The organism is bacterium (assembly GCA_030685015.1).
GTDB lineage: Bacteria > CAIWAD01 > CAIWAD01 > CAIWAD01 > CAIWAD01 > CAIWAD01.
This window is the reverse complement of record JAUXWS010000077.1, coordinates 1-13102: the sequence shown is the minus strand read 5'-3', so window position 1 is coordinate 13102 and position 13102 is coordinate 1. Positions and strand designations below refer to the sequence as shown.

Genomic DNA, 13102 nt, shown 5'->3' with positions numbered 1-13102 from the left:
GGGATGTTCATTCACCTGACGCGCCCTCTGTCCGACGCCCGCTGTGAGGCGGGCTGGTCAGGGCCGGTGAGGTCTTGGAGAGCGCTTCTTTGGCGCCACCTTTCTTCTCGCCAGAAGAAAGGTGGGAAGGTGGCGCGTGCGCCGCAAGATGCTGCCGAAGGGATGGACAGGATCCCAGCTTCCGCCGGGATGAAAGGCATCACTGGGAGGCCAATCACTCAGGGGGGGCCGAAGAGCGGGGGCGCCACGCCCCCCTCCCCCGGTTGCCACGCCAGCAGCCGATCCAGCAGGTCGACCACCTCCGGCAAGCCCAAATCCTGTGCCCAGACCGGCAGCCGGAACTCGTCGGATGCCAGGCGGGCCAGCTTGACGCGCGCCTTTTCCCGCAGACTGGCGGCGCCCGCCATGTTGCCGGCGGCGGCATGGTGCAAGGCCACGTCGGCCTGCAACAAGGCCTGGATCCACACCCGCTCGTCGCCGTGAAGGCGCAGCCACAATGCTTCCCAGCTCTCATGGGCGGCGAAAAAGCGGCCGGCGCAGGCCCGCGCCAGACCCTTGGCCGCCAGGCGGCGGTACTCGTCAGCTTCCTCCGGCGCTGGATGCCCTGTCGACGCGGGCGACTGGCCGCCGTTCATGGTTGTCCGTCGCCGTCAAGGACATGGCGGATGCGCCGGCTCAGGCTTTCCATGGTGAAGGGCTTGTTGAGCAGGCCGGCTCCCAAGGCGGGGCCCAGATCATGGCGGCTCAACTCGCCGTCCGTGTAGCCGCTGCAGAACAGGACGCGCGCGCTGGGCCAGTGCTCCAGAAGGCGGCGCACCGCGGCGGGACCGCTCATGCCGGGCATGATCACGTCGCTGAAGATGAGATCCACCGGAGCCATGCCGGATTCAGCCAGGGCCAGGGCGGCGCAACCGTCGGCGGCGGCCACCACCTCGTAGCCGCAGTGCTCCAGCAGGCGCACCGACAATTCGCGCACGGCGTCCTCATCCTCGATCACCAGGATCCGGCCTTCGCCGCGGACCAGCGGTCCCTGTCCGGCCGGCGCTTCCATCGGTTTCGCCAGCAGGGGGCCGATGGAGGGAAAGTAGAGCCGGAAACTGCTGCCCAGGCCGGGCTGCGAATCCACCGCGATGTCGCCACCGCACTTCTTGACAATGGCGTAGACGATGGAGAGGCCCAGGCCCGTGCCCTTGCTCATCTCCTTGGTCGTGAAGAAGGGCTCGAAGATGCGGCCGCGCACGCTCTCCTCGATGCCGCAGCCCGTGTCCGCCACCTCCAGCACGACATGGGGACCGGGTGCCAGATCCAACAGGCGGTTGGCCTGGGAGGGACTCAACTCCTGATTGTCCACACGCAGGCTGAGCCGTCCGCCATCGGGCATGGCATCCCGGGCGTTGACCACGAGGTTGACCACCACCTGCTCGATCTGGGCGGGGTCGGCCCGGATGGCCCAGAGGCCCGGCGCCGCTTGCCAATCCAGCGTCACGGCCTCCCCGATCAGCCGCCGCAGCATCATCTCCAGATCCTCCAACAATCGATTCAGGAGGATGGGGCGCGGCGCCGACTCCTGTTGGCGGCTGAAGGTGAGCAGGCGGCGCGTCAGCTCCGCCGCCCGCTGGGTGATGGATAGCTGCTCCAGCAGGCAGCGGCGCACCAGGACCGCGTCCTCCAGGTGCTGGAGGGCCAGCTCGGCGTTGCCGCTCACGCCAGTGAGCAGGTTGTTGAAGTCGTGGGCGATGCCGCCGGCCAGGCTGCCGATGGCGTCCAGTTTCTGCGCTTGGCGCAGTTGCTGTTCCAGGCTGCGCAATTCCGTCACGTCCTGGATGAGGAGGATGGCCCCGATCACCCGCCCCCCGGCGTCGGCGTGGGGGGCCATCTGCACCTGCAACTGGCTGCGCAGGCCGTAGACGGAGGTGTAGTCCACATCCAGGTTGCGGATGACCTCCCCCCGTCCCACCCGCTGCAGGAGTTCGCCCACCGGCACGTGGGCCAGCCCCGGCAGTTCGGCCAGGGAACGGCCCAGCACCTGGGAGCTGGCGCCCTTGGGCACGCCCATCATGCGCTCCATGGCGGGATTCTCATAGACGAGGACGCCATCGATGTCCACGTACATCACACCCATGGGGGCGTGCTGGATGATGCCGCGGCTGAACTCCTCTGAAGAGCGCAGGGCCGCCTCGGTCTGCTTGCGCTGGGTGGTGTCGCGCACGATGGCGAGCAGGTGCCGGCCACTCTCCAGGTCCAGCGGGGAGAGGCTGACCTCGGCGTCGAAGGGGGTGCCGTCCGCCCGCAGGTGGACCCACTCGAAGAACTGGCGTTCTCCAGCCAGGGCCTGGCCGATCTTCTCGCGGGCCTTGTCGGTACTGGGCCGTCCATCTGGCTGGAATTGGGGGGACAGCTCCATGGGACGAAGGCCCGCCAGGTCGCTCGCCTCCCGGCCGAAGATGCGGGCCGCCGCCGGGTTGCTCTCCACGAAACGCTCGTCCTTCATGATGAAGATGGCGTCCTGCGCGGACTCGAAGAGGCCCCGGTAGCGGGACTCGCTGCCGCGCAGGGCGGCCAGGGCCTGGTGCTGCAGGCTGTTGTCCAGCACGGTGCCCACCAGCCCCAGCACGCGGCCATGGGAGCCATGAGGGGGCTGGCCGTGGACATGCAGGTCCCGCCGGCCATCGGGCTGGCTCTGGCGGAGATCCTGGTCCAGCGGCAGACCGGTGACGGCGAGGAGGCGGCCGCTCTCCTCGAGGCCCGCCGCCACCTCGGCAGGCAGGAAATCAAGGAGAGGCCGGCCCACGATCTGCTCCAGTGGCAGGCCCAGCAAATCGGCCAGGGCCTGGTTGCAGAAGGCGATGGCGCCCTGGCTGTCCTTGAAGAAAAGGGGGGTGGGGATGGAATCGCCCAGCTCCTGCAGGTGCCGCGTCGACTGCTGGTCCAATCCGTCCAGGGCTTCAAAGACGGTCCCCAATCCCGCCAGCTGGAAACGCCGGCGCAACAGCTCCTCCCAGTGGTTGACCCGCTGGCGAAGCTCTTGCAGGTTCTCCCCGGAGGGTGGACCGTCACCCTTCATCATTCGCTCTTGAACTCGGCCACGAGCTTGGTGATGGTCGCCTTGGCATCCCCGAAGACCATGCGCGTGTTCTGCCCGTAGAACAAGGGGTTGTCGATGCCGGCGAAGCCGGCCGCCATGGAGCGCTTCAACACGAAGACCGTGCGGGCCCGGTGCACCTCGATGATGGGCATCCCGTAGATGGGGCTGCCCGGGTCGTCCAGGGCGGCGGGGTTGACCACGTCGTTGGCGCCGATCACCACCGCCACGTCCACGGTCTCCATCAAGGGGTTGATCGCCTCCATCTCCACTAGCTGCTCGTAGGGGACATTGGCCTCGGCCAGCAGCACGTTCATGTGGCCGGGCATGCGGCCGGCCACCGGATGGATGGCGTAGCGCACCTCGCAGCCGTTCTTCTCCAGCAGCTCGCCCAGCTCCCGCACGGCGTGCTGGGCCTGGGCCACGGCCAGTCCGTAGCCGGGCACGAAGGCCACGCTCTGGGCCGCTTCGAGCAGGATGTAGGCGTCCGCGGGCGTGAGGGCCTTCACCTCGCCGCTGGCCTTGGCGGCGCCCTGGACAACGGCGCCGAAGCCGCTGAAGAGCACGTTGGCCAGGCTGCGGTTCATTGCCTTGCACATGATGACGGTGAGCACGATGCCGCTGGCGCCCACCAGCGCGCCGGCCACGATGAGCACGTTGTTGCTGATGATGAAGCCCGCCGCGCAGGCCGCCAATCCGGAATAGCTATTGAGCAGCGAGATGACGACGGGCATGTCGGCCCCGCCGATGGGGATGACGGCCATCACGCCCAGGACCAGGGAGAGGGCGAGAAGCACGATCAGCCAGAGGTGGGCGCCCGGGGGATCCAGCGCGAAGAGCAGGGCGGCGCCCAGGATGGCGAGGATGAGCAGGCCGTTGACGGCCTGCTGTCCGCTGAAGATGATGGGGCGCCCCGACATCACCTCTTTGAGCTTGGCCCAGGCGATGAGCGACCCCGAGAAGGTGACGCCGCCGATCAGGGCCGCGATCGCCACCGTGACGGATTGGTAAAGGCCGAAGACCGTCTGGCTGGACATGGCCCGCGCATATTCGGCCCAGGCCACCATCAGGCTGGCGATGCCGCCGAAGCCATTCAGGAGGGCCACCATTTCCGGCATGCCGGTCATCGACACCGTGCGGGCGGCGGTGACACCCACCACGGCGCCGCCCGCCAGGCCCACGATGATCCAGGTCCAGCGGCCAATGGCCGGGTCGAGCAGGGTGGCGCCCACGGCCAGGGCCATGCCCACGGCGCTGACGGCGTTGCCCCGCCGGGCGGTGGTGGGCGAGGCCAGCATCTTGATGCCGAAGGCAAAGAGCAGGGCGGCGATGGCGTAGGCCAGGTTGATGAGGAACTCCAGGCTCACGACCGGCCTCCCTTGCTGCGGAACATGGACAGCATGCGGTCCGTGACCAGATAGCCGCCCACCACGTTGATCATGGCGAAGAAGGCGGCCAGGGCGCCCAGGGCGACGGTGAGGACGTCGCTGCCCCCGTAGCCGGCGGAGAGCAGGGCGCCCACCACGGTGATGCCCGAGATGGCGTTGGAACCGCTCATGAGCGGCGTGTGCAGCGTCGAGGGGACCTTGGAGATCAGCTCGAAGCCCAGGAAGATCGAGAGCAACAGAATGAAGATCAGGTAGACCATCGTGTGCAGGTCCATGGCTCCTCCTAGGCTTTGAGTGCTTCGTGGACGACGGCGCCGCCGTGGCAGACCAGCGCGCCGCGCATGATCTCGTCCTCCCGGTCCAGGCGCAGGGTCCGGCTATCCTTGTCCCAGAAATGCTCGATGAAGGCCAACAGGTTGGACCCGTACATCTGGGTGGCGTGCAGGGCCACCTGGCCGGGCAGGTTGTCCGGTCCCAGGATGAGCACGCCGTCCAGGTCCACTTCCTCTCCGGCGACCGATCCCTCCACGTTGCCGCCCGTCTCCACCGCCATGTCCACCACCACGCTGCCCGGCTTCATGCCGCGCACCATGTCCAGGGTCAACAGGCGGGGGGCGGAACGACCGAAGACCTGGGCGGTGGTGATGACGATGTCCGCCTGCGCGCAGTGGCGGGCCATGGCCTTGCGCTGCAGCTCCACCTGCTCCGGCGTCAGCTCGCGGGCATAGCCGTCCTTGGTCTGGCCCGTCTCACCCAGGTCGATCTCGACGAAGCGGCCGCCCAGGCTCTCCACCTGCTCGCGCACCACCGGCCGGGTGTCGAAGGCCTCGACGCGGGCCCCCAGCCGGCGGGCGGTGGCGATGGCCTGGAGTCCGGCCACGCCGGCCCCGATGATGAAAACCTTGGCCGGCGTGATGGTGCCCGCCGGGGTCATCATCATGGGCAGGATGCGGTTGAGCCGGAAGGCGGCCAGCAGGACGGCGGCGTAGCCGGCCAGGCTGGCCTGGCTGCTCAGGGCGTCCATCTTCTGGGCCAGGGTCGTGCGCGGAATCATCTCCATGCAGACGGCGCTGAGGCCCCTCTCCGCCATGGCCTGCAGCAGGGCGCGGTCGCGGAAGGGGTCCAGGTAGCTGATGTGGACGGTGCCCGGGGCGAGGGCCGCCACGTCTTCCCGGGGCGGCTTGCCCAGTCGGAGGACCAGCCCGGCCCGGGCCAGCAGCTCGGCACGGCTGGATCCGATTGTGGCACCGGCCAGACGGTAGTCCTCGTCCGCAATGCCCAGGCCGGCGCCCAGGCCGCTCTCCACCTCGAGGGTGGCGCCCAGTTCGACCAGCTGGCGCACGTGCACGGGCAGCAAGGGGGCGCGGCGCTCCTGCGCCCGACCCTCGACGGGAACACAAATGGTCATGGCGTCTCCTGTGTGTGGCGCGGCATCTCCGCGTGACGCTTCCGAGGTGGAACGGGGTTCAAAATACGCGGTGCGGCCCGAAGACCCAACTCGCCGCCCGACTTCCCCCGGCAACGCGATTCAGGCCCTCCATCTGCCGATAAGACGCGGACTTGGGCGCCCGGACTTCGCGACGCACCAGCCAAGCATGGATTGATCCTTTTGTTCATCAACGCTTGGTTCGACTTCGCCGCCCTCATCGTGCGGCCACGGACACACCCGGGGAAGGAGAGGTTCCTGGCTCCTGGATTTCACATAAGCTTGCACCCCGGTCGGGTGCGTCGACAATCAGAGGACTGGGCCGCAGGCGAATTTCGCGATGGGCGCCTGGCCTGTGCCCTCTGCGACGGCATGGGTGGCATGCGACACGGCGACCGGGCCGCCCGCCGCGCCGCCGACGCCTTCATCCAGCTCTGCCTGCACGACGAGCGCTGCCTGAGCGCCGCCTGGCCGCCCAGCCTGCAGCGGGTCCAGCTGGAGCTGGCGGGCTGCCTGGGCCGCCTTCAGGCCGAACTGCGCGAGCGGCGGGTGGCCACCACCTTCACGGGCCTGGCCCTCGACGGACAGATAGGGCGGCTCTACCACGTGGGCGACAGCCGCGCCTACCTGGTGTCGGGTGGCTGCTTCCGGCAACTGAGCACGGACCATCACGTCAGCGTTGAACAGCCCAATCTGCTCAGCCACGCCCTGGGCGCCCCCCAGCACGACCAGCTGTGCTGCGTGGAGCTGCGGCTGGAGGCGGGGGACCGCTTGCTGCTCTGCAGCGACGGTTTCGTCCAGGCCGGGATCGAGGCCACGGTCCTGGACCAGCTGCTGCAGTCCGCCACCGGGGACGACGACATTCCCGGCCTGCTCATGGAGGAGGCACTCAGCCGCGGGGCGGAGGACAACCTGAGTCTGGTGTGGATCAATCCGGAGACCGAGGCATGAACTCCCCCGGCCGGGACGGCGAAAACTTGCGCTATACGGGGCTGCAGCAGCTGGCCGAAGGGTCCAGCGCCATCGTCCACGCCGCGCTGGACCGCTGGACCGGCCGCGAGGTCGTGCTGAAGGAGGCCCGCCCCGGAGCGGCGGGTGGGCATGGCTTCCTCAAGGAGGCCCGCCTCTTGCTGGCCCTGCGCTCCCCCGTCTTCCCTGAATTGGTGGAGCACGATCCGGGCAGCGCCCAGCGCCCCGCCCGCCTGGTCATCGAGCGGCGACCGGGCCGACCCATGTCGGCCCTGGAGGAGACCAGCCGCTGCCTGGACCCCGACGATGTGGCGTGGATCGCCGTCCAGGTGCTGCAGGGCCTGACCGAGTTGGCCGAACACGGCTGGATCCACGGGGATCTCGGGCCGGCCAATCTCCTCCTGTCGGGCAGCCGCGCCTCCCTGCTCGACCTGGGCTTGGCCCGGGCCAATGACGACCGGGTGGCCCGGCGCTCCGGCACCTTCCAGGTCATGCCGCCGGAGATCCTGGCCCAGGGCCTGCCCCATCCCCGCTCCGACATGTTCTCCCTGGGCGCCCTCCTCTTCCAACTGATCACGGGCCGGCCGCCCTTCCCGGACGACCCCGACGCGGCCCTGTCGCAGATCCTGTCCGGACGGCCGCAGGATCCCGGTCCCGGGGCCGGGCACCCTCTCTTCCCCCTCTCCCTGCGCTGTCTGCAGGCCGATCCGGCCCGGCGGCCCTCCCCGCAGGAGGCCCTGGACAGCCTGCTGCCGAAGCTGCCGCGCCAGCGGGCCGCGCTGCTTGTGCCGCGCCGTGGGCCGGGCAGCTGGGATCCGACCCAGCTCGACCAGGTGCTGAAGTGCCTGTCGGAGGGGAAGCTGGTTCTCCTGCGCAGCGGCCAAGCGGGGCAGTGGCGCGTCCGCCTGGATCACTTGCTGCTGGAGGCGGGCCTGCCTCTGCCCATGCTGAAGGTGGAGCGCGTCCCCGGCCAGACCCTGCTTGACTGGCTGGCCTGCCGGGCGGACGAGGGCGGACTCCTGGCGCACTATCCGGAGCTGGCCCGCGCCGTGGCGCGCCGAACGACGGATCCCGACATCCTGAGGCAGTTGCTGGGCTTCCTGGACGACCAGCTGGAGCGGCCGCGCCAGGGCCTGTGCTGGATCGTGCCGCCCGGGGATCCTGACGCACGCCAGCTTCCCTTGCTGGTGGAGACCTGCCGACGCCAGCACCGTCCCCTCGTCGTCCTGCAGCTGGATGGCGCCCCGGAGCCGGGCCTGGACCTGGGCGAGACGCACCGGCTGGATCCTCCGCAGAGTGGCCAGTGGCGCGCCTGGCTGCGCCACCCCACGCCCGGCATCACGCTGGAGGATGCCGCCATCGACGTCCTGGACCGCTTGTCGGCCGGCGACGGCGAGCGGATCGCACCCCTGGTGGCCCGCTGCATCAGCGAAGGCAGTCTGGCTCCCGCGGATGGGATGTGGCGGCTGACGGAGATCCGGCCACCCCGGGGCGAGGACCTGCGCGGTGCGGATCTGGCCGCCCTGGATGGCAAGCTGCGCCACGCCCTGCTGCGGGCCTGCGCCTGGGTTGAGCCGGCCCCCATCGGCTGCTGGCAGGATCTGGTCCGCCAGGGACGCGAGGACGAGCTGGAGATGCTGGAGGGCGCCGGCTGGCTGCGCGACCGCGGCGATGGCCAGCTCGTGCCCCGGGCCGGTCTGATCGGGAGCCTGGACGAGGATGTGTTGGGCCAGGCGACCCTCGACCTGCTCCAGGACCTCTGGCGCCGCCCGGATCCGCCGGCCGAATTGGGCCTCCTCCTCCTCTCCCGGGCGGATCTGGGCCGGGCCGATCCCCACATGGCGCACCAGATCCTGCGGCGCGCCCGCGGCCTGATCAATCCGCAGCGAAAGATCCAGCTGATCACCGAACTGCTTCCCTTGTTGCCGGCCGAACAACGGAGCGACCTGCAGTCGGACCTGGCCACCGCCCTCCTTGAACAGGACCGCGCCGCCGAGGCGGCCCAGCTCCTCAAGGCTCTTCTGCGGGAGTCCGGCGCCGATTCCGCCGAGCGCTCCACCTCGCTGGTCCTCCGCCTGGCGCACGCCTGGCGGCTCGGCCAGCGCCGCCGCCTGGCCTGGCGCCTGGTGGAGCATGGCCGCCGACTCGCCCGGGAGGACAAGTCCCGTCTGGCCCTCGAGGTGCAGGCGATCGAGCTGCTGCAGGGCATTGGCCGGGCCGCCGAGGCCAACGCGCGGCTGACGGCGGCGGCCCCCTTGTTGCTGGAGGCGGATCCCGCCGGCGGACCCGGCATCGCCCACGCCATCCATCAGGCGGCAGTGGCGGCATTCAACCTGGGTTCACCGGAGTTGGCGGCCCGCCTCTGGACCCACCTCAGCCGGCCGGGCCGGCAGATCCTCCAGATCCAGCAGCGGATTTGGCTGGCCAACAACCTGGGTGTCATCCACTTGCAGGCTGGCCGCCTGGAGCAGGCCCGCACCGAGCTGGAGCAGGCCGGCCGGGAGGCGGCCCTCTTCCACCTGGACCGCTACGAGCTGATGGCCCGCGTCAACCTGGCTTTGGTGCAGCTGAAGCGGGGCGCCGCCGACCAGGCCGTCCGGGAGCTGGAGCCCGCCCTGGTCCAGGCCCGGGAGCTGCAGGTCATGCAGACGGAACTGGCCATCCTCGATCATCTGGGCGAAGCCTGGGCCGCCCTGGGGGACCTGGAGAGCGCCGAGGCCACCTGGGAGCGCGAGCTGGACCTGGCCCGCGCCCTGCAAATGCCGGACGAGGAGTTGGATTCACTCAAGAACCTGCTCTGTCTCGCTTGGGACCTGGGGATCGAGCCGACCCGCAGCCACCTCGCCCGCCTCCAGGAGATCGATGCCGGGCGCGACAAGGCCGCCAGTCGGCAATGGGCCCTGCTGGCGGCTTTCGATGCGTCGCCGACCGGTGCGGCCGGGCTGCCGGCCAATACGCCCGCGTCCCTCCGGGCCCTGGCCGCGGGGAGGGAAACAGCCTCCGCCGACCTGCTGAGCACCTTGTTGGGGCTGGAACCGCGCCTGGACGGCGTGCGCCTCGCCCTGCGCTTGCTGGAGGGACGGCTGCCCTGGCTCGCCGAATGGGCGCCCTGTCTGCGCGAAGTGCGGGAGATCCACCGCCTGCACGAGATCCGCCTGCTTTCCCACGAGGGCGAATCGGCCGCCCGCCGCGAGGATTGGTCCGCCGCCGGCATCCGGCTGGGACGCGCCGTGCGCCTGCTGGAGTCCCTCGCCATGGACCTGTCACCCGCCTGGCAGGAGCGGGTGGCCTCCTCGCCCTGGTTGCGTGTCATGCTGGAGAGGGCGGGTGAATGCCTGGCCCGACTGGATGAACTCGATAGGAGGGATGATGGCCGCACTGCTGGATCAGTTGGCCGCGCTACAGGAGCTTGAGAGCCGGGCCGAGGATCTTTCCCGCCGCCAGGAGCGCTTCACCCGGCGCGAACTGGACCTGGTCCTGGGGCTGGCCCGCGAGCTGAACACCTGCACCACGCCGCGCGAAGCCCTGCACTTCCTCCTGCACCAGGCCATCCGCCTGGCGGGAGCCCAGCGTGGCGCCATCGTCGAACTGGACGAGGATGGGGAGCTGCTCTTCACCCTGGGCGTCGACCGCGACGGCTTCACCCTGGACCGGCCGGAGACCCAGGCCTCCCACTCCATCATCCGGCGCGTCCTGGAAAGCGGCCAGCCCCTGCGCTCCTCCAACCTTTCGCAATTGGAGGAACTGGCCCAGGCCCGCTCCATCATCGATTTCGACCTGAAGAGCAGCCTCTGCGCACCCTTGCGCCGCCAGGGGCAGGTCGTGGGCGCCCTCTACGTGGACAGCTCGGTCACGACCCTCTACAGCGAGCACATCCTCGTGCTGCTGGACGGTTTCTGCGAGCTGTGCTCCCTCACCTTGACGCAACTCCAGCTGCGGCGCACCGAACAGGCCCAACAGCTGCGCTATGACAACTTCGAGCGCCTCCACCTGCGCATCGTCGACTCGCTGCCCAGCGCCCTCATCATCTACGATCGGCAGTTCCGCCTGCAGTTTGCCAACCAACCCTTCCACCGGGATTTGAGCATGCTCTCCATCGTCGAGCCCGACCCGGCGGCGCCGGCCGGCTGGAGGCTGGAGTCCTCCTTCGGCCGCTTCCTGCAAAGCCGCATGGATCGCCACGAGCGCAGCGCGGACTGGGCGGTGGAGAACCGCCACTTGCGGTGTCGGCCCTTCCCCCTCTCCTTCCCCGACGGCAGCGAGCAGGTCTGGGGCCTCATCCTGTCCGACGTCACGGCCGAGGTGCGCATGCAGCAGGAGCTGCTCGAGAGTGAGAAGTTCGCCATGGTCAGCCGCACGGCCGGATCCATCGCCCATGAGATCCGCAACGCGCTGGCGCCCCTGAGCGGGCATGTCCAGCTGGCGCGCATGACCCTGCGCGAACGGCCCTCCGTCCAGGAGGATGTGGATCCCGACCTGCAGATCGTCGAGGAGATGGCGGGCCGCATCGAGCGCATCGCCCGCACCCTGAGCGACCTCTCGCGTCCGCCCCAGCGCCAGTTGGGGGACGTGGACCTCAACGCCCTGGCGGCGGGCACGGTCAGCCTGCTCAAGGATCTGGGTGGCAAGATCAAGCGCTTCGACCTGAGCGTGGGCGGCCCCGAGCCGGAGTCCGAGGACCGCGGCACCCTTCGCATCCGGCTCGACGTGATGCCCCACCTGCCCCAGATCAAGGCCGATGCCGAGCAGCTGCAACAGATGCTGCTCAATCTGCTCATCAACTCCGCCCACGCCGTGGAGGCTTGCGGCGGCGGCTGGGTGCAGTGCCGCACGCGGCTGGTCGGCCAGCATCTGCTCCTGGTGGTGGAGGACAACGGTTGCGGCATGGAGGAGGCCGTGCTGGCCCGCATCTGGGAGCCCTATTTCACCACCAAGGGCGAAGGGGGCACGGGCCTGGGCATGCCTCTGGTCCGCCAGGTGGTGGAGGCGCACCAGGGTCTCATCCAGGTGCAGAGCCGCCCCGGGCGGGGCACCGCCTTCCGCATCCTGCTGCCCTTGCCGCATTAGCCATGAAAAGCCCCGGCCGCGGGGCCGGGGCTCATGTCTCACAGAGGCGGGCGGAACATGGGATCAGTTGTTGTCCGGATCCGGATCCGGCGGCGGTCCCGTGGCGATGAGGTACTTGGTGAAGTGCTCCAGGCGGGCCAACATCGTGGCCTTCTCATCCACGCTCAGCCAGTGCACCTCGTTGGAGATGACCTCGTACCAGCCATCCTCGCGATCGTAGAGGACCATCAGCTCGTCCCCGGCCGGCAGGTCGGCCGGCTGGAGGGGCAGGGTCAGCTCGAAGTGCAGGGGAAGCAGGAACTCCTGGCCTTCCGGCGTGAAATTGAAGCCGATCTCGCCCGTGCCGTCACCGCCCAGCCACTGGGCGTGGATGGTGACAGGCTGGCTGACGGCGCCAGCCGGGGCGACCAGACGGAAAGCCTCTCCCTCAACCACGGAGGCCTCACCCGGCAGCACCTGGAGGGTGAAATCTCCCATCGCGTCGATCACGCGATCCTTGCCGGCAAAGTCAGCCGGACTGAGCAGACGCACCTGATCCCGCGAGAGCAGACGCCCTCCAGATTCGGGTGGTCGGCTGTCCTGGGAGCAGCCGAAAGCCAGTAGGAGACCCAGCCCGGCCGCGAAAAGAGGCAGGAAGCGCTTCATTGGCACCTCGTCCTTTTGGGTGGATGGTTCGGTTACAGCTGCGCGTTCCAGGGGACACGTCCCCGGCGGAACGACCTGAGTTTACACAAAGAGAGGTGTGTGTCAAAGAGCTAACACAGAGAAAAAACGCGCGGAGCGCATTTTCTGAAAATCGGCATAGGGGTGCCGGGGAATCCCCGGCATCCCCTGCCACACCAACCGGCCTGCGGGTCCGCACCGGGCGGTTCAAATGCGCCGAGTCGTGTGACGCACCCGCTCCTTCAGCTTGTCCTGGGCTTTCTTGGCCACCCGGCGCTTCACCACTCCGCCGGGTCCCAGCCAGAAGCTGTAGCCCAGCACCTTGCGGCGTGTCGCCAGATCCACCGCGCTCTTGGCCTCGTTCACCTTTAGATGCAGCCCCGTGAACAGCTCCCGCAGCCAGCCCATCACCCGTTCCCCGGCCCGACGGCTTCGCACATGGACGTTGCAGTCGTCCGCGCAGCGGATGAAGGCGTGGCCCCGGCCTTCCCGTTCCCGGTCCACCTC

The 13102-nt window shown here is 69.3% G+C and carries 10 protein-coding genes; 3 read left to right on the top strand and 7 right to left on the bottom strand.

Going from position 1 to position 13102, the window contains the following annotated elements:
* Window positions 1-218 precede the first annotated feature (218 nt).
* From Q8O14_11390 to Q8O14_11370, 5 genes are read right to left on the bottom strand one after another with little or no spacing between them, the layout of a single operon-like run.
* Entirely contained in the window at window positions 219-635 is a 417-nt protein-coding gene (locus Q8O14_11390; protein MDP2361334.1) for a DUF309 domain-containing protein, read from the bottom strand.
* Window positions 632-3067 carry a PAS domain-containing protein gene (locus tag Q8O14_11385; protein ID MDP2361333.1) on the bottom strand — a complete coding sequence of 812 codons (2436 nt, stop codon included), beginning with the start codon at window positions 3065-3067 and terminating at the stop codon, window positions 632-634. The genes Q8O14_11390 and Q8O14_11385 overlap by 4 nt, the downstream gene beginning before the upstream one ends.
* A complete protein-coding gene (locus tag Q8O14_11380) occupies window positions 3064-4449 on the bottom strand; it encodes an NAD(P)(+) transhydrogenase (Re/Si-specific) subunit beta (GenBank protein MDP2361332.1) in 1386 nt (461 codons plus the stop codon). Before Q8O14_11380 ends, Q8O14_11385 begins: the two co-directional genes overlap by 4 nt.
* Window positions 4446-4745: an NAD(P) transhydrogenase subunit alpha gene (locus Q8O14_11375; GenBank protein MDP2361331.1), complete on the bottom strand. Its 300-nt coding sequence runs from the start codon at window positions 4743-4745 to the stop codon at window positions 4446-4448. Before Q8O14_11375 ends, Q8O14_11380 begins: the two co-directional genes overlap by 4 nt.
* Before the next feature lie 8 nt (window positions 4746-4753).
* A complete protein-coding gene (locus Q8O14_11370) occupies window positions 4754-5878 on the bottom strand; it encodes an NAD(P) transhydrogenase subunit alpha (GenBank protein ID MDP2361330.1) in 1125 nt (374 codons plus the stop codon).
* A 315-nt stretch (window positions 5879-6193) separates the two neighbouring features.
* On the opposite strand from Q8O14_11370, the gene Q8O14_11365 reads away from it, so the two are divergent.
* From Q8O14_11365 to Q8O14_11355, 3 genes are read left to right on the top strand one after another with little or no spacing between them, the layout of a single operon-like run.
* On the top strand, window positions 6194-6847 hold the full coding sequence (locus Q8O14_11365) for a protein phosphatase 2C domain-containing protein (protein MDP2361329.1): 654 nt from the start codon (window positions 6194-6196) through the stop codon (window positions 6845-6847).
* Window positions 6844-10278 (top strand): serine/threonine-protein kinase, encoded by a 3435-nt coding sequence (locus tag Q8O14_11360; protein MDP2361328.1) that lies wholly within the window; start codon window positions 6844-6846, stop codon window positions 10276-10278. The genes Q8O14_11365 and Q8O14_11360 overlap by 4 nt, the downstream gene beginning before the upstream one ends.
* A complete protein-coding gene (locus tag Q8O14_11355) occupies window positions 10235-11932 on the top strand; it encodes an ATP-binding protein (GenBank protein MDP2361327.1) in 1698 nt (565 codons plus the stop codon). Before Q8O14_11360 ends, Q8O14_11355 begins: the two co-directional genes overlap by 44 nt.
* A gap of 63 nt (window positions 11933-11995) precedes the next feature.
* Here the strand turns inward: Q8O14_11355 and Q8O14_11350 are convergent, their stop codons facing one another.
* Entirely contained in the window at window positions 11996-12577 is a 582-nt protein-coding gene (locus tag Q8O14_11350) for a hypothetical protein (protein ID MDP2361326.1), read from the bottom strand.
* Window positions 12578-12802: 225 nt separating this feature from the next.
* Window positions 12803-13102, bottom strand: a 300-nt coding sequence (locus tag Q8O14_11345) for a group II intron reverse transcriptase/maturase (GenBank protein ID MDP2361325.1), incomplete at its 5' end; no start/stop codon positions are given.

Bases quoted from the DNA above. Each gene is read 5' to 3' on its own strand.
- Q8O14_11370 (MDP2361330.1), bottom strand. From the start codon at position 5,878: ATGACCATTTGTGTTCCCGTCGAGGGTCGGGCGCAGGAGCGCCGCGCC.
- Q8O14_11375 (MDP2361331.1), bottom strand. From the start codon at position 4,745: ATGGACCTGCACACGATGGTCTACCTGATCTTCATTCTGTTGCTCTCG.
- Q8O14_11360 (MDP2361328.1), top strand. From the start codon at position 6,844: ATGAACTCCCCCGGCCGGGACGGCGAAAACTTGCGCTATACGGGGCTG.
- Q8O14_11350 (MDP2361326.1), bottom strand. From the start codon at position 12,577: ATGAAGCGCTTCCTGCCTCTTTTCGCGGCCGGGCTGGGTCTCCTACTG.
- Q8O14_11390 (MDP2361334.1), bottom strand. From the start codon at position 635: ATGAACGGCGGCCAGTCGCCCGCGTCGACAGGGCATCCAGCGCCGGAG.
- Q8O14_11355 (MDP2361327.1), top strand. From the start codon at position 10,235: ATGGCCGCACTGCTGGATCAGTTGGCCGCGCTACAGGAGCTTGAGAGC.
- Q8O14_11385 (MDP2361333.1), bottom strand. From the start codon at position 3,067: ATGATGAAGGGTGACGGTCCACCCTCCGGGGAGAACCTGCAAGAGCTT.